This is a genomic window from Nonomuraea sp. NPDC004354 (assembly GCF_053602555.1).
In genome coordinates this window covers 1,138,802-1,165,728 of sequence record NZ_JBSGDV010000001.1, presented here as the reverse complement: position 1 = coordinate 1,165,728, position 26,927 = coordinate 1,138,802, and the positions used below count along the sequence as shown (strand labels likewise).

25 protein-coding genes and 1 riboswitch are annotated in these 26,927 nt (G+C 72.9%); of the genes, 10 read left to right on the top strand and 15 right to left on the bottom strand.

The window, feature by feature from the left end:
* Position 1: 1 nt before the first annotated feature.
* Together ACWENQ_RS05455 and ACWENQ_RS05450 are read left to right on the top strand one after the other, a co-directional pair.
* Positions 2–481, top strand: a complete 480-nt coding sequence (locus tag ACWENQ_RS05455; RefSeq protein ID WP_354910163.1) for a YbaK/EbsC family protein — start codon at positions 2–4, stop codon at positions 479–481.
* 53 nt (positions 482–534) lie between these two features.
* The gene (locus ACWENQ_RS05450; protein ID WP_449921154.1) at positions 535–1,029 is read left to right on the top strand and encodes a GNAT family N-acetyltransferase; all 495 of its coding nucleotides are present in this window, start codon (positions 535–537) and stop codon (positions 1,027–1,029) included.
* Positions 1,030–1,047: 18 nt separating this feature from the next.
* Here the strand turns inward: ACWENQ_RS05450 and metF are convergent, their stop codons facing one another.
* On the bottom strand, positions 1,048–1,968 hold the full coding sequence (gene metF / locus ACWENQ_RS05445) for a methylenetetrahydrofolate reductase [NAD(P)H] (protein WP_449921157.1): 921 nt from the start codon (positions 1,966–1,968) through the stop codon (positions 1,048–1,050).
* Between the two features lie 98 nt (positions 1,969–2,066).
* Here metF and ACWENQ_RS05440 point away from each other — a divergent pair, with 98 nt between their 5' ends.
* Positions 2,067–3,113 carry a polyprenyl synthetase family protein gene (locus ACWENQ_RS05440; protein ID WP_452412951.1) on the top strand — a complete coding sequence of 349 codons (1,047 nt, stop codon included), beginning with the start codon at positions 2,067–2,069 and terminating at the stop codon, positions 3,111–3,113.
* A 21-nt stretch (positions 3,114–3,134) separates the two neighbouring features.
* Here the strand turns inward: ACWENQ_RS05440 and thiE are convergent, their stop codons facing one another.
* Genes thiE through ACWENQ_RS05425 form a run of 3 tightly spaced genes read right to left on the bottom strand, consistent with a single transcriptional unit; the run spans position 3,135 to position 5,313 of the window.
* A complete protein-coding gene (gene thiE / locus ACWENQ_RS05435; protein ID WP_452412950.1) occupies positions 3,135–3,767 on the bottom strand; it encodes a thiamine phosphate synthase in 633 nt (210 codons plus the stop codon).
* Positions 3,745–4,119: an Rv2175c family DNA-binding protein gene (locus ACWENQ_RS05430; RefSeq protein WP_449921162.1), complete on the bottom strand. Its 375-nt coding sequence runs from the start codon at positions 4,117–4,119 to the stop codon at positions 3,745–3,747. The genes thiE and ACWENQ_RS05430 overlap by 23 nt, the downstream gene beginning before the upstream one ends.
* A gap of 30 nt (positions 4,120–4,149) precedes the next feature.
* A complete protein-coding gene (locus tag ACWENQ_RS05425) occupies positions 4,150–5,313 on the bottom strand; it encodes an NAD(P)/FAD-dependent oxidoreductase (protein WP_449921164.1) in 1,164 nt (387 codons plus the stop codon).
* A gap of 62 nt (positions 5,314–5,375) precedes the next feature.
* A riboswitch (TPP riboswitch) is annotated at positions 5,376–5,491 on the top strand.
* On the opposite strand from ACWENQ_RS05425, the gene ACWENQ_RS05420 reads away from it, so the two are divergent.
* The 6 genes from ACWENQ_RS05420 to ACWENQ_RS05395 all read left to right on the top strand — a co-directional run bounded on the left by ACWENQ_RS05420 (position 5,480) and on the right by ACWENQ_RS05395 (position 12,063).
* Complete coding sequence (locus tag ACWENQ_RS05420; protein ID WP_449921166.1) at positions 5,480–6,694, top strand: FAD-dependent oxidoreductase; 1,215 nt, start codon at positions 5,480–5,482, stop codon at positions 6,692–6,694. It overlaps the preceding riboswitch by 12 nt.
* Positions 6,694–6,894 carry a sulfur carrier protein ThiS gene (gene thiS / locus ACWENQ_RS05415; RefSeq protein WP_449921167.1) on the top strand — a complete coding sequence of 67 codons (201 nt, stop codon included), beginning with the start codon at positions 6,694–6,696 and terminating at the stop codon, positions 6,892–6,894. Before ACWENQ_RS05420 ends, thiS begins: the two co-directional genes overlap by 1 nt.
* Complete coding sequence (locus tag ACWENQ_RS05410; protein WP_354910143.1) at positions 6,887–7,642, top strand: thiazole synthase; 756 nt, start codon at positions 6,887–6,889, stop codon at positions 7,640–7,642. The genes thiS and ACWENQ_RS05410 overlap by 8 nt, the downstream gene beginning before the upstream one ends.
* 186 nt (positions 7,643–7,828) lie before the next feature.
* The gene (gene pknB, locus ACWENQ_RS05405) at positions 7,829–9,799 is read left to right on the top strand and encodes a Stk1 family PASTA domain-containing Ser/Thr kinase (RefSeq protein ID WP_452412949.1); all 1,971 of its coding nucleotides are present in this window, start codon (positions 7,829–7,831) and stop codon (positions 9,797–9,799) included.
* A 67-nt stretch (positions 9,800–9,866) separates the two neighbouring features.
* Positions 9,867–11,024 (top strand): hypothetical protein, encoded by a 1,158-nt coding sequence (locus tag ACWENQ_RS05400; protein ID WP_452412948.1) that lies wholly within the window; start codon positions 9,867–9,869, stop codon positions 11,022–11,024.
* A 145-nt stretch (positions 11,025–11,169) separates the two neighbouring features.
* Positions 11,170–12,063, top strand: coding sequence for a CAP domain-containing protein (locus tag ACWENQ_RS05395; protein WP_452412947.1), 894 nt, complete (start codon positions 11,170–11,172; stop codon positions 12,061–12,063).
* A 50-nt stretch (positions 12,064–12,113) separates the two neighbouring features.
* Here ACWENQ_RS05395 and alc read toward each other — a convergent pair whose 3' ends face one another.
* The 7 genes from alc to ACWENQ_RS05360 all read right to left on the bottom strand — a co-directional run bounded on the left by alc (position 12,114) and on the right by ACWENQ_RS05360 (position 19,343).
* On the bottom strand, positions 12,114–13,061 hold the full coding sequence (alc, locus tag ACWENQ_RS05390) for an allantoicase (RefSeq protein WP_354910134.1): 948 nt from the start codon (positions 13,059–13,061) through the stop codon (positions 12,114–12,116).
* 38 nt (positions 13,062–13,099) lie between these two features.
* Entirely contained in the window at positions 13,100–14,404 is a 1,305-nt protein-coding gene (gene allB, locus ACWENQ_RS05385) for an allantoinase AllB (RefSeq protein WP_452412946.1), read from the bottom strand.
* A 28-nt stretch (positions 14,405–14,432) separates the two neighbouring features.
* Positions 14,433–15,602, bottom strand: a complete 1,170-nt coding sequence (locus ACWENQ_RS05380) for a glycerate kinase (protein ID WP_452412945.1) — start codon at positions 15,600–15,602, stop codon at positions 14,433–14,435.
* 93 nt (positions 15,603–15,695) lie between these two features.
* Complete coding sequence (gene gcl, locus ACWENQ_RS05375; RefSeq protein ID WP_452412988.1) at positions 15,696–17,393, bottom strand: glyoxylate carboligase; 1,698 nt, start codon at positions 17,391–17,393, stop codon at positions 15,696–15,698.
* A gap of 2 nt (positions 17,394–17,395) precedes the next feature.
* Positions 17,396–18,220 carry an NAD(P)-dependent oxidoreductase gene (locus ACWENQ_RS05370; RefSeq protein ID WP_452412944.1) on the bottom strand — a complete coding sequence of 275 codons (825 nt, stop codon included), beginning with the start codon at positions 18,218–18,220 and terminating at the stop codon, positions 17,396–17,398.
* On the bottom strand, positions 18,217–18,984 hold the full coding sequence (locus ACWENQ_RS05365) for a hydroxypyruvate isomerase family protein (RefSeq protein ID WP_452412943.1): 768 nt from the start codon (positions 18,982–18,984) through the stop codon (positions 18,217–18,219). The genes ACWENQ_RS05370 and ACWENQ_RS05365 overlap by 4 nt, the downstream gene beginning before the upstream one ends.
* A complete protein-coding gene (locus ACWENQ_RS05360; RefSeq protein WP_449921185.1) occupies positions 18,981–19,343 on the bottom strand; it encodes an allophanate hydrolase-related protein in 363 nt (120 codons plus the stop codon). The genes ACWENQ_RS05365 and ACWENQ_RS05360 overlap by 4 nt, the downstream gene beginning before the upstream one ends.
* Positions 19,344–19,519: 176 nt before the next feature.
* On the opposite strand from ACWENQ_RS05360, the gene ACWENQ_RS05355 reads away from it, so the two are divergent.
* Positions 19,520–20,689 carry a winged helix DNA-binding domain-containing protein gene (locus ACWENQ_RS05355; protein ID WP_452412942.1) on the top strand — a complete coding sequence of 390 codons (1,170 nt, stop codon included), beginning with the start codon at positions 19,520–19,522 and terminating at the stop codon, positions 20,687–20,689.
* On the opposite strand, the gene ACWENQ_RS05350 is transcribed toward ACWENQ_RS05355, so the two are convergent.
* The 4 genes from ACWENQ_RS05350 to ACWENQ_RS05335 all read right to left on the bottom strand — a co-directional run bounded on the left by ACWENQ_RS05350 (position 20,637) and on the right by ACWENQ_RS05335 (position 26,927).
* A complete protein-coding gene (locus ACWENQ_RS05350) occupies positions 20,637–21,737 on the bottom strand; it encodes an XdhC family protein (RefSeq protein ID WP_452412941.1) in 1,101 nt (366 codons plus the stop codon). The genes ACWENQ_RS05355 and ACWENQ_RS05350 overlap by 53 nt on opposite strands.
* A complete protein-coding gene (locus ACWENQ_RS05345; protein ID WP_449921194.1) occupies positions 21,737–23,134 on the bottom strand; it encodes an NCS2 family permease in 1,398 nt (465 codons plus the stop codon). The genes ACWENQ_RS05350 and ACWENQ_RS05345 overlap by 1 nt, the downstream gene beginning before the upstream one ends.
* 101 nt (positions 23,135–23,235) lie before the next feature.
* Positions 23,236–25,557 (bottom strand): xanthine dehydrogenase subunit D, encoded by a 2,322-nt coding sequence (gene pucD, locus ACWENQ_RS05340; protein WP_452412940.1) that lies wholly within the window; start codon positions 25,555–25,557, stop codon positions 23,236–23,238.
* Entirely contained in the window at positions 25,554–26,927 is a 1,374-nt protein-coding gene (locus ACWENQ_RS05335; protein WP_449921449.1) for an 8-oxoguanine deaminase, read from the bottom strand. Before ACWENQ_RS05335 ends, pucD begins: the two co-directional genes overlap by 4 nt.

The following is a 26,927-nucleotide window of genomic DNA, read 5'->3' as shown; positions in this document are numbered from 1 at the left end:
CATGCCGGAAAAGTTCTTGCACCCCAACGCTGTTCGTGTCGCATCGGCGCTGCGTGAGCTGGGCGCGACGGGTGAGATCGTGGTGCTGCCCGAGTCGGCGCCGACGGCCACCGCGGCGGCCGCGCAGCTGGGGTGCGAGGTCGGCGCCATCGCCAACAGCCTGATCTTCGCCGCTGACGGCGCTCCGCTGCTGGTCCTGACCAGCGGCGCCCACCGCGTGGACGTCGAGCTGGTCGCCCGCACGGCGGGGGTCGAGCGGGTGCGCAGGGCCACCCCTGAGTTCGTCCGCGAGGCGACGGGCCAGCCGATCGGCGGGGTCGCCCCGGTCGGGCATCCGGCGCCCATCCGCACCTTCGTCGACACGTGGCTGGACAAGCACGACCAGGTCTGGGCCGCCGGCGGGCACCCGCACACGGTCTTCCCGACCACCTTCGACGAGCTGTTGCGCATCACCGGCGGCACGGCGGTCGAAGTCGAGTGATAGCCATCCGCGGCACCGGATCTGCGGAGTTCACCGACCGTCTCGAGTCGGTGATGGGCATCTACACGGCCGCCATGAAGCCGCCGGCCGACCAGCTCGCCGGGCGGCAGGCGATCATGCGCGGCCACGGCGCCAACCCGGCCTTCCGCTGCCTGTTCGCCGAACTGCCCGACGGCCGGGCCGCGGGTTTCGCCTACGGGTTCCACGGCCAGGCCGGACAGTGGTGGCACGACGTGGTCTACCGCGCGCTCGCCGAGAAGTCGGGCCTCCAGGTGGCCGACGCCTGGTTGGGCGACTCGCTGGAAGTGGCCGAGATCCACGTCCACCCCGATTACCAGGGCAAGGGCATCGGCAGGGCGCTGATCCACGCCCTGTGCGAGGGCCGTCCTGAGCGGTCGGCGGTGCTGTCGACGCACGACCAGCCGACGGCCGCCCGGCACCTCTACCGGGCGGTGGGCTTCACCGACCTGCTCACCCAGTTCGTCTTCCCCGGCGGGTACGAGCACTACGCGATCGCGGGCACGCCCCTGCCCCTGCCCCCGCGCTGAGCGGGCGCGGCGGCGGGATCAGGCCGACAGGGCGGCCGGCTGGATCAGCTGGAACACCTCACGCGTCGCGCTCGACCGGTTGAAGGTGATGAAGTGGATGCCGGGGGCGCCCTCGTCGAGCAGCCGCTGGCACAGCTCGGCCCCGTGGTCGATGCCCAGCCGCCGGACGGCGGCCGGGTCGTCGGCGACGGCCTCGAAGCGGGCGGCGACGTCGGGCGGGAACGGCGCGCCCGACAGCTGCTCGGACCTGGCGATCGTGCTCATCTTCGTGACGGGCATGATGCACGGGATGATCGGCGTCTCGCAGCCGCGCGCCGCCACCCGGTCCCTGAGCCTGAAGTAGTCGTCGGCCCGGAAGAACATCTGGGTGATGGCGTAGTCGGCCCCGGCCGAGCATTTCCTGACGAAGTACTCGGTGTCGCTCTCGATGTCGGGCGAGCGCGGGTGCTTGTAGGGGAAGGCGGCCACGCCGACGCAGAAGTCTCCGGCCTGGCGGATCAGCTTGACCAGTTCCTCGGCGTAGAGCACGCCTTCGGGATGGCGGATCCAGTCGCCGTTGGGGTCGCCCGGCGGGTCGCCGCGCACGGCCAGGATGTTGCGCACCCCGGCGTCGGCGAAGCGCCCCACGAGGTGGCGAAGCTCGCGGACCGAGTGGTTGACCGCGGTGAAATGCGCCACAGGGGTGAGCGTGGTCTCGTGGGCCAGCCGCTCGACGATGTCGACGGTGCGGTCCCTGGTGGAGCCGCCCGCGCCGTAGGTGACGGACACGAAGGTCGGCCGCAGTGCCTCGAGCTCCCTGATCGACCGCCAGAGCTGGCGCTCGCCCTCCTCGTTCTTCGGGGGGAAGAACTCGAAGGAGAAGGAGCGGCCGCCAGAGGCGAGGAGATCGCGGACGGTGGGGACGCGATCGGGAAGGACGGAGGGTCGACCCAGAGCCATAATCCAAGGCTACCGGTACGGACGCGGGCGACGTGGCCACGTCCATATGACGGGAGCGGGAGATCGAAACGCCGGCTACAGCCCGTTACTCTCATGGCATGAGCCTGGACACCCTCCGTACCGAGGTGGATCGCTCCCTCGGGGAGTTCCTCGACCGGCAACGTGCCGTGGTCAGCGGCCCCGACCTCGCCCCCCTGCTCAACGCGGCCAGAGAGCTGCTGGCGGGCGGCAAGCGGCTGCGTCCCGCCTTCTGCTACTGGGGGTGGCGCGCGGCGGGCGGTTCCGACGAGCCCGGCGTCTTCGTCGCGGCGGCCTCCCTGGAGCTGCTGCAGGCCAGCGCGCTGGTGCACGACGACGTCATGGACAAGAGCGACCTGCGCAGGGGCATGCCCTCGGCGCACCGCCGCTTCCAGCACCTGCACGAGAAGAGCGACTGGTACGGCTCGGCCGAGCAGTTCGGCGAGGGCGCGGCGGTCCTGCTGGGCAACCTGCTGCTGATCTGGTCGGGCGAGATGTGGCGCTCGTGCGACCTGCCCCACCTGGCCGTCGCCCAGCCCTTCCACGACCACATGCGCACCGAGCTGATGTGCGGCCAGTACCTCGACCTGCTGGAGCAGGCCCACGGCGAGAACACCTTCGAGTCGGCCCTGCGGGTGGCGCTCTACAAGAGCGGCAAGTACTCGGTGGAGCAGCCGCTCAGGCTCGGCCTGATGCTGGCCGCGGGCGCCGGCGCGCCGTGGATCGACGAGCTGTGCGTCGAGTACGGCAACCGCGTCGGCATCGCCTTCCAGCTGCGCGACGACATCCTCGGCGTGTTCGGCGACCCGATGGAGACCGGCAAGCCCGCCGGCGACGACCTGCGCGAGGGCAAGCGCACCATGCTCATCGCCCGCACGCTGGCCGCAGCCACGCCCGAGGACGCCGCGACGGTGCGCAGGCTGCTCGGCGACCCCGGCCTCGACGCCGAGGGCGTCGCCAAGCTGCGCGGCGTCATCGAGGCCAGCGGCGCGCTCGAGGCGTGCGAGAAGATGATCGGCACGTACCTGGAGGAGGCTCTCGCCTCGCTCGACGACGCGCCGATCACCGCCGAGGCCCGTGCCGCCCTGGCCGAACTGGCGGTGGCCGCCACCTCGCGCAAGACCTGACGGGCCGCGGCGGTCGCGGACCTACCGGCCCAGCCGCTTGGCGAACTCGGCCGCCGCCGCTCCGGGGTCGTCCGCCTCGGTGATCGCCCTGACGACCACGACGCGGCTGACGCCGTACGACCTGACCTCGTCGAGGTTGCCGAGGTCGATGCCGCCGATGCCGAACCACGGACGGTCGCCGAGCCCCGCCGCGTGCCTGAGCAGGGCGGGTCCAGGCGCCGGCCGGCCTGGCTTGGTCGGGGTGGGCCAGATCGGCCCGCAGCAGTAGTAGTCGACGCCCTCCTCGACGGCGGCGGCCGAGGCCTCCGCCGTCGAATGGGTGGACCTGCCGATGAGGATGTCGTCGCCGAGTATCTCTCGCGCGACGCTCACGGGCAGGTCGTCCTGGCCCAGGTGAAGGATGTCGGGGCGGGCGGCGAAGGCGATGTCGGCCCGGTCGTTGACCGCCAGGAGCGCGCCGTGACGGTCGCACGCCTCGCGGAAGACCTCCAGCAGCGCGAGCTCCTCGCGCGCCTCCAGGCCCTTCTCCCTGAGCTGGACGATGTCGACGCCGTTGGACAGCACCGCGTCGAGGAAGTCGGCCAGGTCGCCGCGCTTCCTCCGGCCGTCGGTGCAAAGGTAGAGGCGGGCTTCAGAAACCGAGCGCTTGGGCACGCCGCTTGACCTCGGTATGGCGACCCGCCTTGATCGCGTCGATGGGCGAGCCGGGCAGCGACTCGTCCGGGGTGAACAGCCAGCGCAACGCCTCGGCGTCGTCGTAGCCGGCGTCGAGCAGGAGCGTGAGCGTGCCCGGCAGGCCCTTCACCACGTCCCTGCCCTCGAGGAACACCGCCGGGACCTGGGGGCCGCCCGCGCCCCGCCGTACGCCGAGGAGCTTGTGGTCCTTCAGGAGCTGCTTGGCCCGCCCGATCGAGAGGGCGAGGCGGTCGGCCACTTCGGGAAGCGTCAGCCACTCGCCGACGAGCTGGTCGGTTTCCCGGTCTATCTGCGCAACAGAAAGCGTCACGAATCCACCACTACCACATCGCATCCGGCTTCAAACTACACAGTCACGTATCCCGACCTCGGGATCTTCCAGGCGTAGGGGGTCGAGTCGCTGTCCTGACTCGATGATCCTACGGCCCTGGACGAGGTCGCGTGGCCTGTTGACGGTCAGCACCCCGGCCAGCCTGTCGGTGTCTGTCAACCAGCAGACCGACCACTTGGCCGCCGAGGGATCGCCGCGGCGCAACAGGCGCGCGCCGGCATGGTGGCCGGCGTACTGCACCATGTGGCCGAACTGCTCCGACCAGAAGTACGGCACAGGATCATAGACCGCCTCGTCGCCCAGCAGCGTGGCCACGGCGACCTCGGGGGCGTTGAGCGCGGTGTCCCAGTGCTCCACGCGCAGCCTGGTGTGGAAGCGGCGCGACCACCAGGCCGCGCAGTCGCCGACGGCCACGACGTTCGGCAGGGAGGTGCGCAGGTGCTCGTCGGTGACGACGCCGTTGTGCAGGTCGATGTCGGAGCCGGCCAGCCACTCGACGGCCGGGCGGACGCCGATGCCCGACACCACCACGTCGGCCTCGACGAAGTCGCCGTCGACCAGGCGCACCCCGCCCTCCTCCACGGCCGCGACCATGGTGTCCAGCCGCAGGTCCATGCCCTCGTACCAGGGGACGGTGTCGCCGCCCACCTCGGGCCCGAGCACGTGCGCGAGCGGGGCGGGGCCCGCCTCCACGACGGTGACCCGGCAGCCGGCCGTACGGGCGGCCGTGGCCACCTCCGCGCCGATCCAGCCCGCGCCGATGACCGTGACCCTGGCGTCCGCCACCAGGCGGGCCCGCAGCTCCAGGGAGTCGTCGAGGGTGCGCAACACGTGCTGGCGGCCCTCGCCTGGCAGCCTGATCGGCTCCGCCCCGGTGGCGATGACCAGGCCGTCGTAGCCGATCTCGCCCTCGGTCGTCTCCAGGACCCCCGCGCGCAGCCCCTTGGCCGACACCCCCGGCCGGTGCTCCACCCGCATGGCCTCGAGGTCGGAGTCGACGAAGCTGGAGTCGGCCGTGCCGAGCAGCACCGCCTTGGACAGGGGCGGACGATCGTAGGGCCGGTGCCGCTCCTCGCCGACCAGCGTGATCCTGCCGCTGAATCCACGAGATCTCAGCGCCTCGACGCTGCGTATGCCTGCCAGTCCGGCGCCCACCACCACGACATGATTCACGCTCAGACCATAACCAATCCGGCGCCGGTCACCAGGGTCCGGGCCTTGAGTAGGCTTGTTCGCGGAAGACGCGCGGGAGTCCGGCCGTACCGGGCTGAGAGGAAGGCTGTGACGGGCCTTCGACCGCAAGACACCTGATCCGGGTCATGCCGGCGAAGGGAGCGAGATGCATCTGATCGTGGGCGGCGGCGTGGTTGGCCTGTCCGTCGCCTGGCGTCTGGCGCGCGCGGGCACGCGTGTCACGGTGATCGACCCGGCCCCGGCGCGTGGCGCCTCCCACGCGGCCGCGGGCATGCTGGCCCCGGTCAGCGAGGTCTCCTACACCGAGGAGTCGCTGCTCAGGCTGGGGCTGGCGGCGCTGGAGCGCTGGCCCGCCTTCGCCGCGGAGCTGGAGGCCGACAGCGGGCTGCGGCTCGACTACCGCGCCCAGGGCACGCTGGACGTCGCCTTCGACACCGACGACCTGGCGGCGCTGGACGAGCTCGCCGTGTTCATGGACAAGCTCGGGCTGCCGGTGCGGCGGCTGACGGGGCGCGAGTGCCGCCGCAGGGAGCCGATGCTGGCGCCGTCGGTCAGGGGCGGCGTGCTGGCCGAGGGTGACGCGTGGGTCGACCCCAGACGCGTCACCGCGGCCCTGCTGGCCGCGCTGGAGAAGGCGGGGGTGGCGCTGGTGCGGCGGCGCGTGGCCGCGCTGGTCCGCGACGGCTCGGCCGTGGTGGGCGTACGGCTGGAGCCACCCTCGGCCGCCACCGGGAACGTTCCGGCGGACGCCACGGACGGCGGGCCGGCCGACTCCCCGAACGGCAGGCCGATCGACGCCTCGGACGACGGGCGCGCGGACGCCTCGGACGCCTCGGGTGATGTGCTGACGGGCGAGCGGGTGGTGCTGGCGGCCGGCGCGTGGAGCGGCGGGCTGACCGACCTGCCGGTGCGCCCGGTCAAGGGCCAGATCATGCGGCTGCGCTCGCCGTCCCCCCTGCTCGGCACCTGCGTGCGCGGCGTGGTCCACGGCTCGCCCGTGTACCTGGTGCCGCGCGGCGACGGCGAGCTCGTCGTCGGCGCCACCCAGGAGGAGCTGGGCTTCGACACCACGGTGACCGCGGGCGGCCTGTACGAGCTGCTGCGCGACGCCAGGGAGCTGGTCCCCGGCATCACCGAGCTGCAGGTGGCCGACGTCGTGGCGGGACTGCGGCCGGGCACCCCCGACAACCTGCCGCTGATCGGCCCGTACGGCCCCGGCCTCACCGTCGCCACCGGACACCACAGGGGCGGCGTGCTGCTGGCCCCGCTCACCACCGCGATCCTCCACGGCGAGGAGGGCGAGCTGGCCGCCCTGTGCGCGCCGCAGCGGTTCCAGACAGCCGGACAAGGAAGTGACTGATGCACGTGACGATCAACGGGGCCGCGCACGAGGTGCCCGACGGCACCACGGTGGCCCAGGCCGTCCAGCGGCTGACGGCGCAGACGACGGGTGTCGCCGTGGCGGTCAACGACGAGGTGGTCACCAGGGGCACGTGGGAGAGCACCTCGCTGGCCGACCGCGACAGGGTCGAGATCCTCACGGCGGTGCAGGGTGGATGAGCTGATCATCGCCGGGGAGAAGTTCGGCTCCCGGCTCATCATGGGCACCGGCGGGGCCCCCTCCCTCGAGGTGCTCGACCAGGCGCTGGCCGCCTCCGGCACCGAGCTGACCACGGTCGCCATGCGCCGCCTCGACCCCGGGGCCAAGGGGTCGGTGCTCGACGTGCTGCGCGCCCGCGGGATCAAGGTCCTGCCGAACACGGCGGGCTGCTTCACGGCGGGCGAGGCGGTGCTGACCGCGCGGCTGGCGCGCGAGGCGCTCGGCACGAACTGGGTGAAGCTCGAGGTCATCAGCGACGAGCGGACGCTGCTGCCCGACCCGATCGAGACCTTCGACGCGGCCGAGCGGCTGGTGGCCGACGGGTTCGTGGTCCTGCCGTACATCGGGGACGACCCGGCGCTGGCGCGGCGGCTGGAGCAGGCGGGGTGCGCGGCGGTGATGCCGTTGGGCGCGCCGATCGGCTCGGGGCTCGGCATCCGCAACCCGCACAACATCGAGCTGATCGTGGAGGCGGCGTCGGTTCCGGTGATCTTGGACGCGGGCATCGGCACGGCGAGCGACGCCGCCCAGGCGATGGAGCTGGGGTGCGACGCGGTGCTGCTGGCGACGGCGGTCACCAGGGCGCGGCGGCCCGACCTCATGGCGGCGGCGATGCGGTCCGCCGTGGAGGCCGGGCGGCTGGCGCGCCAGGCCGGACGGATCCCGCGCCGCCGCTACGCCGAGGCGTCCTCCCCGATGACCCCCTGATCCGCGCGGGGGTCCGCCACGGCCCCCGCGCCACCGGGGGCCGTGGGGCCGCGATGGGCGCAGAGCACCGGTGGGACGTGACCTCCGGGCAGGCTTCGCGCCGCCTTCCCAGATCAGGAATCAAACGGGCATCGGTTTGGGACTGTCGGGCCATGCGGGGGGCGAATCGCCCGTAAACTCGGCCAGGTGGACACGACGATCGCGGACCCCCTCGTAGGGCGACTGCTCGACGGGCGCTATCGCATCGAGTCCCGGATCGCCCGGGGCGGGATGGCGACGGTCTACCTGGCGCTCGACATCCGGCTCGACCGCACGGTCGCGCTGAAGGTCATGCACCGCACGCTGGCCGAGGACCCCGCTTTCGTGCGCAGGTTCATCGGCGAGGCCAAGTCGGTGGCCAGCCTGTCCCACCCCAACGTGGTGCACGTGTTCGACCAGGGCACCGACGGCGACGTGGTGTACCTGTCGATGGAGTACGTGCCGGGCAAGACGCTGCGCGACGTGCTGCGCTCGCGGGGCAGGCTGCCCGCCCGCGAGGCGCTGGAGATCATGATCCCGGTGCTGGCCGCGCTCGGCGCCGCCCACCAGCAGGGCATGGTCCACCGCGACATGAAGCCGGAGAACGTCCTGCTGACCGACGACGGCCGGGTCAAGGTCGTCGACTTCGGCCTGGCCAGGGCGATCGAGGCGACGAACCAGACACGCACCGGCGTGATGATCGGCACGATCGGCTACATGTCGCCCGAGCAGGTCACCACCGGAGGGGCGGACGTCCGCAGCGACGTCTACGCGGCGGGCATCATGCTGTTCGAGCTGGTGACAGGCCGCCAGCCGTACGACGGCGAGACGCCGATGTCGATCGCCTACCGGCACGTCCACGACACCGTCCCGCCGCCCTCGTCGGTGGTGCCCGACGTGCCGCCGCTGATCGACACGCTGGTGGCGCAGGCGACCGCGCGCGATCCCGAGAACCGCCCCGCCGACGCCTCGGCGATGCTGGTGGCGGCCGTCGACACGCACCGGATGCTGCCGCGGGAGTCCATCCCGCCCTACTCCACGGGGCAGCACGCCGTGCCCAACGCCTCGCAGCCGCAGCCGCAGCCGTCGCAGCCACAACCGTCGCAGCCGCAGCCGCAGCCGAGGGCGGCGGCCGCGCCGAACCCGACGCTGGTGGTCTCCCGCACCGAGGTGCTGACCGCGCCCGCCGGACAGGCCGGCCAGCCCCCCGCGCGCCGGCGGGGCTTCCGGCCGAACTGGTTCCTGGTGACGCTGGCCGGGCTGATGGTGGTCGCGGTCGGCCTGACCGGATGGTACTTCGCGCAGAGCAAGTACGCGCTCGTGCCCAACCTCGTCGGCATCAGCGTCTCGGCCGCCAAGAGCGAGGCCGCCAAGAACGGCTTCCTGGTGAAGGAGGCCCCGGGGCAGTACGACGAGAAGGTGGCGGAGGGCAAGGTGATCAGCACCGACCCCGTCGCCCAGACCGAGGCGGAGATCGGCCAGACGATCACGCTCGTGCCCTCGCTCGGCGCCAAGCGGGTGACCGTGCCCAACGTGGAGGGCCTGGGCCAGAACGACGCGGCGGTCAAGCTCGCCGAGCAGGGCCTCAAGGTGGGCAAGGTCACCAAGATCGCCAACCCGAAGGTGCAGCGCGGTCTGGTGACGCAGACCAGGCCGAGCATCGGCGACCGGGTCAAGGAGGGCACCCGCATCAACCTGGTGCTCAGCGCCGGGCTGGTGATGCCCGACGTCGGCGACATGTCCAAGGACGAGGCCGCCGCGTTCCTGACCCAGCAGGGCTTCCAGGTGCAGGTCAACGAGGTCGACGACGACGCCGAGCCGTGCCAGGTCATCTCGCAGAACCCCCGGCCGAAGGCCGAGGTCGACCCCGGCACGATGACCAGCATCACGGTCTCGCGATGCGGCGGCCTCTGGCTCGACTGGTTCGGCAAGCGCAACGGCCAGGCCGACGACCACGCCGAGTTCAGGATCGTCCCCAACGTGGTGTTCAAGAGCGTCCGTGACGCCACGACCGAGCTGCAGCAGCAGGGCTACCGGGTGCGGGTGCGCAACCTCACCAACGGCGAGCAGGTTCGCTTCCAGCGCCCGATGCCCGGGGAGGAACGGCCCTCCGGCACCACGGTGACGATCTGGCGCTGAGCGGCCGGAACCCGTGGCGGCCCGGCGCGGTAGAAGGAGCGTGAGACAGACCTCCTTGCCTGCCGCTGTGTCTGCCGCTGTGCCCGCTGTCGTGCTGGTCGCCGTGCTGGTCCCTGTGCTGGCCGCCGCCGCGGGATGCTCGCCCGCCGTCCCCGCGTCCTCTGCCCGTACGGCCGGCCCCTGCGATCCCGGCCCGTGCGCGCCCGGCACGTCGGGGGTTCCCGGGACGGACGGTCCCGGGCGCGGCCCCCGTGACCCCATGCCGCCCGTCTCCGGCCGTCCGCTGCCGCCGGGCAGCGGGCTGCGGCTGCTGGTCACCGGCGACAGCGGCGCCTTCAGGTTCGACGTCGACTCGGGGGTACGCACCGAGCTGCGCGGCCTGCCGGACGGCCGGCCGGTCTGGTCCTTCACCGCGGGCACCCGCGAGCTCGTCGTGACCACGCCCGCCGACCCCTCCGCCGAGGGCCGCCTGTTCCTGCTGTCCGGTGACCGGGCCCGCCCGCTCGGCGGCGCGGTGTCGTCCGCCTTCGCCGCGGCCGACGGCAAGGGCGTGTGGGTGCTCCAGCGGGCGCGCGGCGACGACGGCTGCCGCCTGCGCCCGCTCGACTTCCGAGGTCGCGAGCGCGGCCCTGTCCTGCCGATCGCCTGCTCGCGCGCTCCCGCCCAGGACACCCCGCAGGGCCTGCTGTCGTATGCCGCCCAGGAGCGCGCCCGGCTGCTCGACAGGACCACGGGCGAGGAGGTCTTCGCCGAGGAGCGGGTGCACGCCGTCACCCGCGACCTCGTCCTGGTCTCGAGGGCGTCCCGGCTGTCCCTGGTCGAGCCGGCGGCCGGCCGCCGCACGCCGCTGCCCTCCCCCGTCACCGGGGGCAGCCCGTCCACCGCCGAGGTCAGCCCGGACGGGCGGCTGATCGCGCTCTGGTTCGCCGATCCGGCCTGGCCGGGACCACGCCAGTACCTGGACGTGCAGGTGCTGGATGTGCGGGCGCGGACGTGGACGCGACTGCCGTCGATGCCGGTGCCCGCCTCGCTCAAGTCGACCTCGATGGCGTGGAGCCGCGACGGGCGGCTGGTCCTGACCGGCGACTTCGTGACGACCGACCGGGTGATGCCCGCCGAGACGGACTACGCCGGCTTCGTGGCGGCGTGGCGGCCCGGCGAGCCCCGGCTGTCGCTGCGCAGGCTCACGCTCCCGCCGCGGCACCAGGCCAGGCTCGTCCCCTGAGCCCGCCGCCGCCTACGGTGTCTGTGACCTGCAAGGACGCGTTCTGCGGGCTGCAGGTGACGTGCAAGCGGCACGCGATATCGGTGGTCACCACAGCCCGGGATCCGGCAGGGGGCCGGAGGGGGGAGGGCTGTCCGGAGAAAGCATGAGCACGAAGTCGACACCGGGGTTGCTCGCGACGGCCGCCGTGGGGGCGCTGGTCCTGTCGGTTCCCGGGATCGCCACCGCCGCGACCGTCCCGGCCGCCCCGCCGCCCGTCGCGGGCACCGCGGACATCGCGGACATCGCGGACATGCCCAGCTCCTGGGGTTCGGTCTCCTCGGCGAACGGCCTGGCCGAGGCCAGCGGCACGATCATGGTGAGGGCCTCGACCGACGGCGACACCGACGCCAGGGCCGCCGTGATCCTCCGCGACCTCGACAACGGATCGGCTGAGACGCGGCGCAGGTGCGCGCGGGTGGTTTTCCAGGCCCTCGCCACCACCACCGGGCGCTGGAGCACGGCGTACACCGCGACGGCGTGCGGCGACGTGGCGCGGACCTTCGGCTTCGAGGTGACCCGGGTGAAGGGCATGCGGGTCCGGGCCTGCCAGTCCGACGGCCGCGTCGCCCAGCACTGCGGCGGCTGGAAGACGCTCTACGACCTCGACCGGCTCGACAGCCCGGAGGTGGAGATGGCCGACGAGGTCGTCAGGCTGACCAACGAGGCACGCGCCGCCGCCGGCTGCGAGCCGCTCACTCCCGACCCGCGGCTGCGCGACGCCGCGGTGAGCCATTCCGACGACATGGCGGCCCGGAACTACTTCGGCCACACCTCCCCCGACGGCCTCGGGCCCGGCCAGCGCATCGAGGCGGCGGGCTTCACCCCGCCGGCCGCGTGGAGCGAGAACATCGCCAGAGGCAGGGGCACGGCGGCCGAGGTGGTGAAGAAATGGATGGCCAGCCCCGGGCACAAGGCCAACATCCTGAACTGCGGCTACGCCTACGTCGGCGTCGGCTACACGCGCCAGCGCTGGACCCTGTTGATGGCCAGCCGGTGACCGGCCCCGCAGGGGCGGGCGGGCCCCCGCCGCCGCGCCCCGCGTGACGGCTAGGCGAGCGTGCCGAGCAGGCGAACGCGGGCGAGGCCGCCGTCGGGGTAGATGTCGACGCGCGCGTAGGCGGCCGGACGCGCCTCCTCCAGCCGGAAGCGGTGCGGCGTGTCGGGCTGCAGGCGTGTCTTCGGCAGCAGCTCGAACCACGTCTCGCCGTCCAGGCTGCCCTGCACGGACGCCGCGCCGGGCGCGTTGAACAGCAGGTTGGTGGTGTCGAGCTCGACCACCTTGACGACACCGGGCGCCGCCAGTCGGATGACGAGCCAGTCGTTGCCGCCGTCGCGCCTGCGGGCGGTCTCCCAGCCCTCCGCCTGGTGCCGGGCCAGGCCGGGGGCCAGGACGTTGTTCGGCGCGGAGTAGAACTCGTCGGAGCAGGCGGTGACGACCGCGCCGTTGGCCAGCGCCGCCAGGTCGAGGCCCAGCCCCTCGTACACCGACAGGTCGGCGCGGACCTCGCCGTGCACGCGCAGGCGGGCGATGCCGCCGTCGGGGAACATGTTGAGCCGGACGTGGGTGTAGCGGCTCTCGTCGGAGACCTCGAAGGCGTGCTCGGCGTCGCCCTTGAGGTCGGCCTTGGGGACGATCTCCACCCACGTCGCCTCGGCCAGCTCGGCCGGGCTCGGGTGGCCGCTGACCGCGCAGGCCTCGACCGAGGCGTGCGGCGGGTAGTTGCCCTTGAACCAGGCCGTGTCGATCACCACGCCGCGGATCACGCCGGGCATGCCGAGGCGCACGACGGCCCAGTCGTGGCCGGGCTCGCGGCGCCGCCGGGTCTCCCACCCGTCGTACACCTGGCCCTTGTTGCCGAACGTCTCGGCCTGGAAGCCGGGACGGCCGGGCCTGATCAGGCTCTCCTTCTCGGCGAAGGACTCGTCGCTGGCGGCCACGACGGAGCCGCCCACGGTACGCAGGGCCAGGTCGGGAAGGGTGGTGAAGTCCGGCATGCGGTTCGCTCTCTCTCCTGCTCGGTCTCGATGGTAGGTCAGCGGAAGACGCCTCGCGGCGGCGCGGTGACGTCGACGGGGACGCCGCGCAGCCACGTGGTGCGGACGGCGCCCTTGAGGGTGCGCCCGTGGTAGGGGGTGACGGGGTTCTTGTGGTGGAGGGCGGCGGCGTCGACGGTGAGGTCGGCGGCCGGGTCGAAGGCGACCAGGTCGGCGTCGCCGCCGGGAACCAGGCCGCCCTTGCCGTGGAGGCCGGCCAGCACGGCCGGGTTGGCCGACATCCAGCGCACCACGTCGGCCAGGCCGTGCCCGCGGGCCGCGGCCTCGGTCCAGACCGCCGCCAGCCCGAGCTGGAGGGAGGCGATGCCGCCCCAGGCGGCGGCGAAGTCGGGCAGCTTGAGGTCGGCCGTCGACGGCGAGTGGTCGGACACGACGCAGCTCAGCACGCCGTCGGCGAGCCCGGCCCACAGGCGGTCGCGGTTGCCGGCCGAGCGGATGGGCGGGCAGCACTTGAAGGCGGTGTCGCCTTCGGGGACCTGCTCGGCGGTGAGCGTGAGGTAGTGCGGGCACGTCTCCGCCGAGACGCGCACGCCGTCCCGCTGGGCGGCCGCCAGCGGCTCCAGACAGTCGGCGCTGGAGACGTGCAGGATGTGGACGCGGGCGCCGGTCTGCCTGGCCAGCTCGATGACCTGCTCGACGGCGCGCCGCTCGGCGGCGCCCGGCCGCGACAGCAGGAACTCCGGGTAGCTCGGCCCGGCCGGCTCCCGCAGCAGCGACGGGTCCTCGGCGTGGACGACCATGAGCCCGTCGAACCCGGCGACGACCCTGAGCGCCTGCCGTAGCAGGTCGGGGGTCAGCGGGGGGAACTCCTCCACACCGGAGGGCGACAGGAAGCACTTGAAGCCGTGGACGCCGCGCTCGTGCAGGGGGTACAGGTCGTCGAGGTTGCCGGGGACCGCCCCGCCCCAGAAGCCCACGTCCACGTAGCACTGGCCGCGCGCCGCCTCCTGCTTGACGGTCAGCGCGTCGGCGCTGACGGTGGGCGGCAACGAGTTGAGCGGCATGTCGACGATCGTCGTCACCCCGCCCGCCGCGGCCGCCCTGGTGGCGGAGGCGAAGCCCTCCCAGTGGGTACGGCCGGGCTCGTTGACGTGCACGTGGGTGTCGACCAGGCCGGGCAGCAGGGCCAGGTCGCCGAGGTCGAGGTCCTCGGCCGTGTCGAGGGCGGCGTCGTGGGCGTGCAGGGACACGATCTTCCCGTCCCGTACGGCCACGGCAGCGGGCCGCTCGCCGTCGGGCGTGACGGCCCTGCGGGATCGGATGACGAGCTCGTAACCGGTCATCTGCTGCCTTTCCGCGAGGTGGTGCGCATCAGCTCAGCCGGTCGGCGGCGACCCGGGCGGCCAGCCGCTCCAGAAGGGGACCCGCCTCGGCCATGCAGCGGGCGGGGTCGGGCTCGATGTCGGTGAGCGCGTAGGCCGCCTCGATGCCGGCCGCCCGGAGCTCCTCGTCGGTGAGCGTGCGGCGACCGCAGACGGCGACCACGGGCACGCCGGCCTTCGCCGCGGCCTGGGCGACGCCGACGGGCGCCTTGCCGCGCAGCGACTGCCCGTCGAGCGAGCCCTCGCCGGTGACGACCAGCCGCGCGCCCTTGACCTGCTCGTCGAAGCCGAGCAGCTCGAGAAGGTACTCGATGCCGGGGCGGATCTCGGCGCGCAGGAAGGCGAGGGCGGCGAAGCCCACCCCGCCCGCCGCGCCGGCGCCGGGCGCGCCCGCGACGCCCATGGGGCGCGGGACGCCGTCGTGCTCGACCGCGCCGACCAGTCCGTGGGTCTGGGTGGCGACGGCGGCCAGCCGGCCGAGCGCGGCCTCCAGGACGGCGACGTCACCGGGTGTCGCGCCCTTCTGCGGTCCGTAGACGGCGGCGGCGCCGTGCGGGCCGAGCAGCGGGTTGTCGACGTCGCTCGCGACGACGAACTCCACGCCGGACAGGTCGGCGAACCCGGACAGGTCGATCCTGGCCAGCTCGCGCAGCGCCGCCCCGCCGGCGCCCAGCTCCTGTCCGCCGGCGTCGAGCAGGCGGGCGCCCAGCGCCTGGACCATGCCCGCGCCTCCGTCGGTCGAGGCGCTGCCGCCCAGGCCGAGCACGATCCGGCGGGCGCCGCGCCGTACGGCGTCGGCGACGAGCTCGCCGGTGCCGCGGCTGGTGGCCGTCAGCGGCTCGGGCCCGCCGGGCAGCCGGCGCAGCCCCGACGCCTCGGCCAGCTCGACGACCGCGACGGCAGGCGGGCCCGCATCGCCATGGGCGGGAGGCAGGAAGGCGTAGGAGGCCGTCACGGGCGCGCCCGTGGGCCCGGTCACCTCCTGGGTGACACGGGTGAAACCGCAGGCCACAGCGGCGTCGACGGTGCCGTCACCGCCGTCGGCGACGGGCAGCTCGACGGTGGGGACGCCCAGGCCCGCCGACACCCGCGCGGCCACCTCGGCCGCCGTCAGCGACCCCTTGAACTTGTCAGGGGCGACAAGAACATGCTCAACCACTGCGACACTCCCAGCCTGATGATGAAGAATGGGCTGGCACGCCTTCCTGCCCGGTGCGAGCGGGCAGGAGGGCGTGCCTGCGATGACCCATCATCACACCTCGGCGGGAAGCGGTTCGAACTCGCGGACGGCGTCGATGGACAGGCCGTGCGGGGTGTTCGCCTCCCGCTCGATCATGATCTCCACGAGCACCGGCCGGGACGTGCGTGCGGCCTCCTTGGTCGCCCACTCCAGCGAGGACCTGATCTCGGCCGGGTCGAAGACGCGGACGCCCGCGCAGCCGTACGCCTCCATGATCTTGACGTTGTCGGTGCCGTACTCGTCGTAGTGGATGTCCACCTGGTAGTTCATCTCGTACGGGAGCGACGCCTGCCTGATCAGGCCGAGGTACTCGTTGTTGAGCATGACGAGCACGAACGGCACGTCGTACTGCGCCGCGACGGCCAGTTCCTCGACCAGGTACTGGAAGCCGTAGTCGCCGACCACGCCGACCACCTGCGCGTCGGGCGCGGCCTTCTTGACGCCGATCGCCGCGGGGATCTCCCACCCGAGCGGGCCCGCCTGTCCGCACACCTGGTAGCGGCGCGGCTTGAAGGCCTTCTGGTGCTGGCCGCCCCAGATCTGGTAGAGCCCGATGGCGGTGACGAAGTAGGTGTCCTCGTCGAAGAAGTCGTTGATCTCCTTGTAGACGCGGGGCGCCTTGACGGGGATGTCGTCGAAGTCCTCGCGCCGGGTGAGCGTCCTGCGCAGGTCGCGCACGCGCTCGACCCACGCGCCGGGGGCGCGGGTGATGCCGCGCGCCTTCACCAGGTCGATCATCGCCCGCAGGAACAGCCCGGTGTCGGAGACGATGCCGAGGTCGGGCTCGAAGACCTTGCCGAGCTGGGTGGGCTCGATGTCGACGTGGATGAACGTGCGCTCGCCGCGGTAGACGTCGAGCGCGCCGGTGTGGCGGTCGCCGAAGCGGGCGCCGAGGGCGAGCACGAGGTCGGACTCCAGGAAGGAGGCGTTGCCGTACCGCTGGGAGGTCTGGATGCCGGTCATCCCGCTGTGGAGCGGGTGGTCGTCGGGGATGGAGCCCTTGCCCATGAGGGTGACCTGCACGGGGACCTGCAGCAGTTCGGCCAGCTCCACCAGCTCGGCCGAGGCGCCGGCGCCGATGACGCCGCCGCCGGACAGCAGCAGCGGGCGCTCGGCGGCCAGCAGCAGGTCCAGCGCCCGTTCCACGCGCGGCAGGTGGGGCTCGACGGCGGCGACGGGAAGGGGGGCGTCGATGGCGGGGTCGTACTCGATGACCTGGCGGGCCACGTCGACGGGGATGTCGATCAGCACCGGGCCCGGCCGGCCCGAGCGGGCGACGCGGAAGGCCTCGCGGAAGATCCACGGGGCCTGCCCGGCCTCCTTGATCTGCACCGCCCACTTGGTGACGGGCGTGGCGACCGCGACGATGTCCACCGCCTGGAAGGCCTCCTGGTGCAGCTTGGTGGAGACGGCCTGCCCGGTGACGCAGACGATCGGGATGGAGTCGGCCAGCGCGGTGTAGAGGCCGGTGATCATGTTGGTGCCGGCCGGGCCCGAGGTGCCGATGGCCACGCCGACGCGGCCGTTGGTGCGGGCCCAGCCGTCGGCCATGTGGGTGGCGCCCTCCTCGTGCCGGACGACGAGGTGTTCGATGCCGCCGACCTCCTCCATCGCCTTGTACAGCGGCAGGATCGCCGCGCCCGGGCAGCCGAAGGCGACGTCGACGCCCTCGGACTTGAGGACCTCCACGACCGCGTTCATCGCGGGCATCTTCATCTGCTGAGCCTTTCGATCACCAGGAGCAGGGCGGAATGGTCGAGCGAGCCGTGGCCCTGCGCGCGGGCGGCCGCGACGAGCTGCGCGGTGAGCGCGGACATGGGCAGGGCGACCTCGGCGGTGCGAGCGGCGTCGAGGATGATGCCCATGTCCTTGTGGTGCAGGTCGATGCGGAAGCCCGGCTGGAAGCTGCGGGCCAGCATCGACTCGCGCTTGAGGTCGAGGATGCGGCTGGCGGCCAGCCCGCCCGCGAGCACGTCGAGACCCGCGGCGGCGTCCACGCCCGCGGCCTCCATCAGCACGATGGCCTCGGCGACCAGCGCGTAGGTTCCGCCGACGACGAGCTGGTTGGCGGCCTTGACGAACTGGCCCGCGCCGGGCCCGCCGACGAGCCGGTAGGTCCTGCCCACGGCCTCGAAGATCGGCTTGGCGGCCTCGAAGTCGCTCTCGGCGCCGCCGACCATGATGGACAGGACGCCGTCGACGGCGCCCTTCTCACCGCCGGAGACCGGGGCGTCGAGCGTGCGCTTCCACCGGGCGGCCAGCGAGCGGGAGGTCTGCGGCGTGATGGTGGAGAAGTCGATGTAGAGCGCGTCCTGCGGGGCGTGCGCGGCGATCTCCGGGAAGACCGCCTCGACCTGCGGGTCGGCGGGGAGCATCGTGATGACGACCTCCGCGTCGCGCACGGCCTCGCCGACGCCGGCCGCGGTCGGGAACGGCCGTGCGACCACGTCGTAGCCGATGACGTCGTGCCCCGCCTTGACCAGGTGCCCGGCCATGGGCAGGCCCATGATGCCGAGCCCGATGAAAGCGATCCTCACGTGACGAGCTCCTGTTCGTGTGTCGGTGCCGACCAGGTCGAGATCCACCCGAAGTCGAGGTCGGGGTCCTTGTACTCCAGGCCGACCCAGCCGTCGTAGCCGTCGAGCAGCTCGGCCAGCGGCAGGGTGCCGGTGCCGGGACGGCCGCGGCCGGGGGCGTCGGCGATCTGGACGTGCCCGGTCAGCGGGTGCGCGAGCGCGGCCCGCAGGTCCTCCCCCATCCGGGCCAGGTGATAGAGGTCGCAGAGGAAGCGCACGTTCGGCTGCCCCACCGCCTCGATCACGTCGGTCGCGGCCTTGACGGAGACGAGCGGGTAGGTCGGCGACTCGTAGGCGTTGAGCGCCTCGACCAGCACGACCGCGTCGATCGCCGTGGCCTTGCGGGCGGCCAGGGCCAGATTCTCCAGCGCCAGGTCGGGGTCGGCGTTGTTGCCGTACAGGGCGTTGAGCGCCTGGCAGCCGAGCCGTCCGGCGATGCCGACGGCCACGTCGAGGTTGTCCCTGAACCTCTTCACGTCGCCGGGGCGACCGGCGAGCCCGCGCCCGCCCTCGGGGATGTCGTCGGCGAAGTTCAGGCCGACGAGCCGCACGCCCGCGTTCCTGATCGCGTCGATGAAGGCGTCCACCTGCCTGTCGTCGGGGACGGCCGTGTCGAAGGGCCACCAGAACTCGACCGCGTCGAAGCCGGCGGCCTTGGCGGCGGCCGGGCGTTCGAGCAGCGGGAGCTGGGTGAACAGGATCGAGCAGTTGACGTCGAACCTCACGAAACCCACCTTCCTTGCGAGGTGATGTCGATGAGCGGAACGTGCGAGGTGATCGGCTTGCGCAGCACCATCGCCAGGGACGAGCGGCCGTCGGCCAGCTCGATCACCCCGAGCTCCAGCTCGGGCGGCTCGGCCGGCAGCAGGCGGTCGCGCAGGACGTCCATGTCCACGTCGTACAGCTCGCCCGCGATGGCGGCGCCGCCGTGCGCGACGGGCACCAGCGCGGGGCAGCGCCCGCCGACCGAGTAGAACCGGTACTTGGGCGCCGTGTCGATCTGGGCGACGAGCGGCGCGCCGTCGAGGAGGTGGTGCAGCGGTCCGCCTCGCATCGCGCCGCCGTTGAGGAACATCAGGGCCATCGCAGGCTCCTCTCGTGGGGAGAGGCCCGTAGTTCTGCCGTACGGCAGCGCGGTACCTGGTGTGCCAACCAGTAGACACACCCGCCCTCCACCGGGTCTACCGGCAGGACGTCCGAAGCTGCGGGGCCGGGAGCGGGGTGGGATTGTGCGTTGGTCCAACCCCATATGCTCCGATCATGCGCATGACGACGGCACAGCGCCGTGCCCGGCTGGGCGTCAGGCACCTGCTCGCCGAGCGGGGCCGCAGCGTCGAGGAGGCGGCCGGGGCGGTGGTGGCGCTGCACGGCACCGACCCCGCGACGGTGTTCCTGTCGGCGGCGGCGCGCACCGGCACGCCGGGACCTGGGCCGATGGAGCGGGCCCTGTACGAGGACAGGACGCTGGTCAGGATGACGGGCATGCGGCGCACGATCTTCGTGGTGCGGCGCGAGCTGGCTCCTGTCATCCACCACTCCAGCGCGCTGGCGGTCGCCGTGAAGGAGCGCAGGCAACTCCTCCAGCATGTCGAGCGGGGCGGCGGCTTCGACGGCGCGTGGATCGCACGGGTCGAGGGCCAGGTGCTGGCGGCGCTGCGCGAGCACGGCGAGGCGACCGCGGCCCGGCTGGGCGAGCTGGTGCCGGAGCTGCGCGAGCAGATCGTCTACGCGCCGGGCAAGCCGTACGAGGCCAGGCAGGGTGTGGGCACCAGGCTGCTGTTCCTGATGGCGGCCGAGGGCCTGATCGTCAGGCAGGGGCGGCCCGCCGGCTCCTGGGTCAGCGGGCAGCACCGGTGGGCCCTGGCGCCCGAGATGCCGGTCCTGACCGTGCGGGAGGCGCAGGCCGAGCTGGTGCGCCGGTGGCTGTGGTCCTACGGCCCCGGCACCGAGGCGGATCTGAAGTGGTGGACCGGCTGGTCGCTCGGCGACGTGCGCAAGGCTCTGCACGCGGTCGGCGCGGTCCCGGTCGAGCTCGACGACGGTGCGACGGGCCACCTGCTGCCGGACGACCTGGAGGCGGGCGATCCGGAGCCGTGGGCGGCGTTGCTGCCGGCCCTCGACCCGACGCCGATGGGCTGGCAGCACCGCGACTGGTACCTCCCGCGGGAGCACAGGGCCGAGCTGTTCGACCGGTCGGGCAACGTCGGCCCGACCGTGTGGTGGAACGGCGCGGTCGTCGGCGGCTGGGGACAGCGCGGCGACGGCGAGGTGATGTGGCGGCTGCTGGAGGACGCCGGCTCCGACGCGCGGGCCGCCGTCGAGCGGGCCGCCGCCGCTGTCACGACGTGGCTGGACGGGGCGACGGTGACGCCGCGCTTCAGGACTCCGCTGGAACGCGCGCTGCGCGAAGACCCCTCCGGTCGTCGCTGAACCGGTGGATCGGCCCGCCGGTCCGCGACAGCGGCAGGCCGCTGCCGCCGCGGCGGGCGGCGACGATCTCCGCCACGATCGACACCGCGGTCTCCTCCGGCGTGCGCGCGCCCAGGTCGAGGCCGATGGGCGAGCGCAGCCTGCCGAGCTCCTGCTCGGTCAGCCCCTGCTCGCGCAGCCGCCGCAGCCGGTCGGCGTGCGTACGGCGGGAGCCCATCGCCCCCACGTAGGCCGCGTTCGTCCGCAGCGCCACCTCCAGCAGCGGCACGTCGAACTTGGCGTCGTGGGTGAGGACGGCGACGACCGTGCGGGAGTCCACCTCGGTGCCGGCCAGGTAGCGGTGCGGCCAGTCCACGACCACCTCGTGGGCGTCGGGGAAGCGCCGCCTGGTGGCGAAGACCGGGCGGGCGTCGCAGACGGTGACGTGGTAGCCGAGCAGGCGGCCCGCCCTGGTGAGCGCGGCGGCGAAGTCGATCGCGCCGAAGATCAGCATCCGCGGCGGCGGCGTGTGCGACTCGACGAACACCTCCACCCGCCGCTCGCCGCAGCCCACCTCGCGCACGCCGGTCAGGCCCGCGTCGAGCATCGCCCTGGTCTCGGCCACGACGACCGCGTCGAGTTCGTCGTCGCCCGTGCCGCCCTCGTGCCGGTCGGGCCACACGACGAGGGCGCCGGCCGTCCCGTCGAGGGTCCTGGCCAGCGCGACCCGCTCGCCCTGCCGTACCCGCTCGAGGAGGCGGGGGCTGGGCCAGACGAGCACCTCAATGATGCCGCCGCAGGTCAGGCCCACGGCGAAGGCGTCGTCGTCGCTGTAGCCGAAGGTCTGGCGGACGGGGACGCCGTCGGCGGCGACCCGCAGGCACAGCTCGTAGACGGCGCCTTCCACGCAGCCGCCGGAGACGCTCCCGACGGCCTCGCCGTCGGCCGACACCGCCAGCGCCGCGCCCGCGGGGCGGGGGGCGCTGCCGGTGGTCGAGACGACGGAGGCGACGGCGAACGGGGTGCCGGTGGCGGCCCAGGCCCGCACCTGCTCCAGGAGTTCGAACATCAGCCGATCAGGCCCTCGATGAAGCCGATGCCGAAGTACCCGACGAAGATCGCGCTGATCACCCAGAGCAGCCAGTGGATCTCGTCGAAGCGGCCGCGCGCGGCCTTGATCACGGTGTAGGCGATGACGCCCGCTCCCACGCCGTTGGTGATGGAGTAGGTGAACGGCATCAGCGCGATCGTCAGGAACGCGGGGATCGCCAGGTCGAGGGAGTCCCACTCGATCTTGCGGGCCGCGGTCATCATGAGCGCGCCGACCAGCACCAGCGCGGGCGCGGCCGCCTGCGCGGGCACCACGGCGGCCAGCGGGGTGAGGAACATCGCCGCGCCGAACAGGGCTCCGGTGACGAGGCTGGCGAGGCCGGTGCGAGCGCCCTCCCCCACCCCGGCGGCCGACTCGACGACGACGGTGTTCGCCGAGGCCCCTGTGCCGCCGCCGATGACCGCGCCGAGGCCGTCGACGGTGAGGATCCGGCCGATGCCCTGGATGCGGCCCTGCGAGTCGGCCATGCCGGCCTCCTCGCCGACACCGAGGATCGTGCCCATCGCGTCGAAGAAGCCGGACAGGACCAGCGTGAACAGCACGACGGTCGCGGTCAGGACGCCCGCCGAGCCGAAGCCGCCGAACAGGTCGACGCCGAACAGCAGCCCGAAGTCGGGGGTGGCGATGATCTGCGACGGCATCTCGGGCGTCACGACGCCCCACTTCAGGCCGGGTACCACCGCGTTGACCACGACGGCGAGGACCGTCGCCGCGATGATGCCGATGAGCAGCGCGCCCGGCACCCTCCTGACGAACAGGGCGATGGTCAGCAGCAGGCCGGCGCAGAAGACCACGATCGGCCAGCCGGCCAGGTGGCCGCCGACGCCGAGGGTCACCGGCGTGCCCTCTCCCCTGCCGACGAATCCCGCGTCCACCAGCCCGATCAGCGCGATGAGCATGCCGATGCCGACGCCGATGGCGTGCTTGATGGGTGTGGGGATGGCGTCCATGATGAGCTGCCTGACCCCGGTGAGGGCCAGGATCACGATGACCACGCCCTCCAGGACCACCAGGCCCATCGCCTGGGCCCAGGTCATGTGCGGTGCCGCCTGGAAGGCCACGACCGGTGCCACTCCGAGGCCCGAGGCGAGGGCGAAGGGAGCGTTGCCCACCAGGCCCATGAGGATCGTGGTGAGTGCCGCCGACAGCGTGACGGCGGTGGTGAGCTGCGGAATGGTCATCTGGGCGCCGGTGACGTCCTTGGCGCCGCTCAGGATGATCGGGATGAGCAGGATGATGTAGGCGACGGCCACGAACGTCGTGATGCCGCCGCGCACCTCCCTGCCCACCGTGGTGCCCCTGTTCGCCAGGTCGAAGAAGTCTCCTGCGACAGGCTTCGGCTTCAGCTGGGTCATGGTCGGGCCCTCCTCGGGGCATGGTCGACCTGCGGCGGGACATGACGGGTCCGCCGCTGGGGGTGTGGTTGTGGGACCGCCCCGCGGGCGGCCCCCGTTGATCAACTCACTGCTGCTCCGAGCGTGATGTGCTCGGGGCGGACCGGCACCCGGTTGAGTGCGAGACCCGTGGCGTCGCGGATGGCCGCGACGATCGCGGGCGTGGAGGAGAGCGTGGGTGGCTCTCCGGCTCCGCGCAGCCCGTACGGCGCGCGCGGGTCGGCGTTCTCGAGGATCTCCAGCCGCATCGGCGGCATGTCCTGGATGGTCGGGATGAGGTAGTCGGTGAAGGAGGGGTTGCGCACCTTGCCGTCGCGCACCACGATCTCCTCCATCACCGCCAGACCGAGGCCCTGGGCGCTGCCGCCGTGGATCTGGCCTTCCAGCGAGAGCCTGTTGATGACGCGCCCGACGTCCTGGACGGCCGCCAGCTCGACGACCTTGACCAGGCCGAGCTCGACGTCGACGTCCACGACCGCGCGGTGGACGCACAGCGCGAGCTGGGTGTGCGAGTCGCCCTGCCCGGTCACCTCGTCCATGCCGGTGGTCGGCTCGTGGTGGTACTCGCGGATCTCCTCGATGGGCTCGTCGCCCAGGACCTCCTCGACGGTGGCGATCACTCCGGCGCTCGCGGAGACGACCTTGCCGCCGGACAGCGACAGGTCGTCGTGGTCCAGCCGCTCGAACAGCCGCTCGCGGACGGCCTCGCAGGCCGCCTTGACCGCGCCGCCCGTCATGTACGTCTGGCGGGAGGCCGAACTCGACCCCGCGTCGCCCACCTGGTTGTCGGCGGGGTGGATGACGACCCGCTCGATGCCCAGCTCGGTGCGAGCGATCTGGGCCTCGACGGTGACCAGTCCCTGTCCGACCTCGGCGGCCGCGGTGTGCACCAGCGCGGTGGCCACTCCCCCGACGACCTCCAGGCGGACCCTGGCGGTGGAGTAGTCGTCGTATCCCTCGGAGAAGCAGATGTTCTTCAGGCCGACGCCGTAGCCGACGCCGCGGACGACGCCCTCCCCGTGGGTGGTCTGCGACGCGCCGCCCGGCAGGTTCCTGATGTCGGCGGCGTCGAGCGCGGCGGGCATCGGCAGGGTGCGGGCCTGCTCCAGCATCTCGGCCATCGGCAGCGGCGCCCACAGCACCTGTCCGGTGGCCAGCCTGGTGCCCTGGGAGGCGGCGTTGCGCTGCCGGACGGTGACCGGGTCGAGCCCGCAGGCGGCGGCCAGCCGGTCCATCATCGACTCGTAGGCGAAGCACGCCTGCACCGCGCCGAAGCCGCGCATCGCGCCGCACGGCGGGTTGTTGGTGTAGACGCCGTACGCGTCGATCCTGATGTTGGGGATGTCGTAGGGCCCGACGCCGAGGGAGGCGGCGTTGCCGACCACGTTGAGCGTGGCCGAGGTGTAGGCGCCGCCGTCGAGCAGGATCTCCACGTCGGCGTAGAGGATCCGGCCGTCCTTGGTGGCCCCGTACTCGTAGCGCATCTCGGCCGGGTGCCGGTGCACGTGGCCGAAGAACGACTCGTGCCGGTTGTAGACCATCTTGACCGGCCGTCCGGTGCGCAGGGCCAGCATCGCGGCGTGGATCTGCATCGACAGGTCCTCGCGCCCGCCGAAGGCCCCGCCCACGCCCGACAGCGTCATCCTGATCCTGGACTCGGGCAGCCCGAGACACGGTCCGATCTGCTTGAGGTCGTTGTGCATCCACTGGGTGGCCACGTACAGGTCGACCCCGCCGTCCTCGGCCGGTACGGCCAGCCCCGACTCGGGCCCGAGGAAGGCCTGGTCCTGGATGCCGACCTCGAACGTGCCGGTGACCACGACCTCGGCCGCGGCCTTCGCCGCCTCGACGTCGCCCATCCGCACCGGCTGGTGCCTGGCGGGGTTGGGCCGCTCCTGAACCCGCGGGTAGGCCGGGTCGAAGGCGGCCCTGCGCGCGTCGACGAGCGGCTCCAGGACCTCCCACTCGATGGCGATCTTCTCCAGCGCCCTGCGGGCGATCTCGGGATGGTCGGCGGCCACCAGCGCGATCGGCTCACCCTGGTGGCGTACCTCGCCGATGGCCAGGACCGGCTGGTCCCAGGTGTGGTCGAGGCCGAAGTGCTTGCGTCCGGGCACGTCCTCGTGCGTGAGCACGGCGTGCACGCCCGGGTGGGCCAGTGCCGCGGACGTGTCGATGGAGACGATGCGGGCGCGGGGGTGCGGGCTGCGCAGCGTCGCGCCCCACAGCATCCCGTCGATCCACAGGTCGGAGGAGTAGGCGAACTCGCCCTTGACCTTGAGGGTGCCGTCGGGCCGCAGCGGGCTGTCGCCCACCCGGCCCTGTCCCGGCGCGGTGATCTCGTGCGGCGCTCTCAGCGGTGTGCTCTGTCGGGAGCCGGTCACGCGTGAACCTCCTTGGCGGCGCTGAATCCCTGCTCGGACGCCAGGCGCAGCAGCCTGCGGTGCGCGTCGGCCCCGGCCCTGCCCGCCACGTCCTGCGGCACCGTGCGCAGCTCGTCGTCCTCGACGACCGTCTGGCCGCCGACCAGCAGCCTGGCCAGGGGCGGCTGCCTGGGGCCGAAGACGAGCCTGCACACGGGGTCGGTGACGGCCGAGTCGAACGCGCCGTCCACGCGCCACAGCGCGATGTCGGCGAGCTTGCCCGCCTCCAGCGAGCCCAGCTCGTCCTGCCGGCCGAGGTTGCGGGCGCCGCCGAGCGTGGCCATCTCCAGCGCCTGCCTGGCGGTCAGCGCGGTGGGACCGTAGCGGGCGCGCTGGAACAGCAGCGCCTGGCGCATCTCACCGGCCATCGTGGTCAGCTCGGAGGAGGCGTTGCCGTCGACGCCGAGGCCCACGGTGGCGCCGCGGGCCAGCATCTCCGACACCCGCGCGATCCCCGCGCCGAGCCGGCCGTTGGACGAGGGGCAGTGCGCCGAGCCCGTCCCGGTCCTGGCGAACTTGTCGATGTCGCCGTCGCTGAGGTGGACGGTGTGCGCGAACCACACGTCCGGCCCGAGCCAGCCCAGCTTCTCCATGTAGTCGACCGGCCGCATCCCGAACTGCTCCAGGCAGTGCTCGTCCTCGTCGAGGGTCTCGGCCAGGTGGGTGTGCAGGCGCACGTTCGCCGCCCGGGCCAGCGAGGCGGCCTCGGTCATCAGCTCCGCGCTGACGGAGAACGGCGAGCAGGGGGCCACCGCGATCCGCAGCCTGGAGGAGAAGGAGGGGTCGTGGTAGGTGTCGATCGCCTCCTGCGTGGCGGTGAGGATGTCGTCGAGCCGCTCGACCACGACGTCCGGCGGCAGGCCGCCCTGCGACTGTCCCCGGTCCATCGACCCGCGCGCGGGGTGGAACCTGATGCCGACCGCGCGGGCCGCCTCGATCTCGGCGCCGAACAGGTCGCCGCGCCCCTTGGGGAAGACGTAGTGGTGGTCGGAGGAGGTCGTGCAGCCCGACAGGGCCAGCCAGCCCAGCCCCGCCGTGGCCGCGCCGTGCACCACCTCGGCGTCCATCGCGGCCCACACCTCGTAGAGCGCCACCAGCCACTCGAACAGCGTCGCGTCCTGGGCCAGCCCCTGCGAGGCCCACTGGTAGAGGTGGTGGTGGGTGTTGACCAGGCCGGGCGTGGCCAGGCAGCCGGTGCCGTCGATCCGCTCGGCGTCGCCGTCCTCGGCCGGCCTTCCGCGGCCGACCTCGGCGATCGTGTCCCCTTCGATCCTGATGTACCCGGACTCGATCTCGGGGCCGACGACGGGCGCGATGCGGACGTTCTCGAT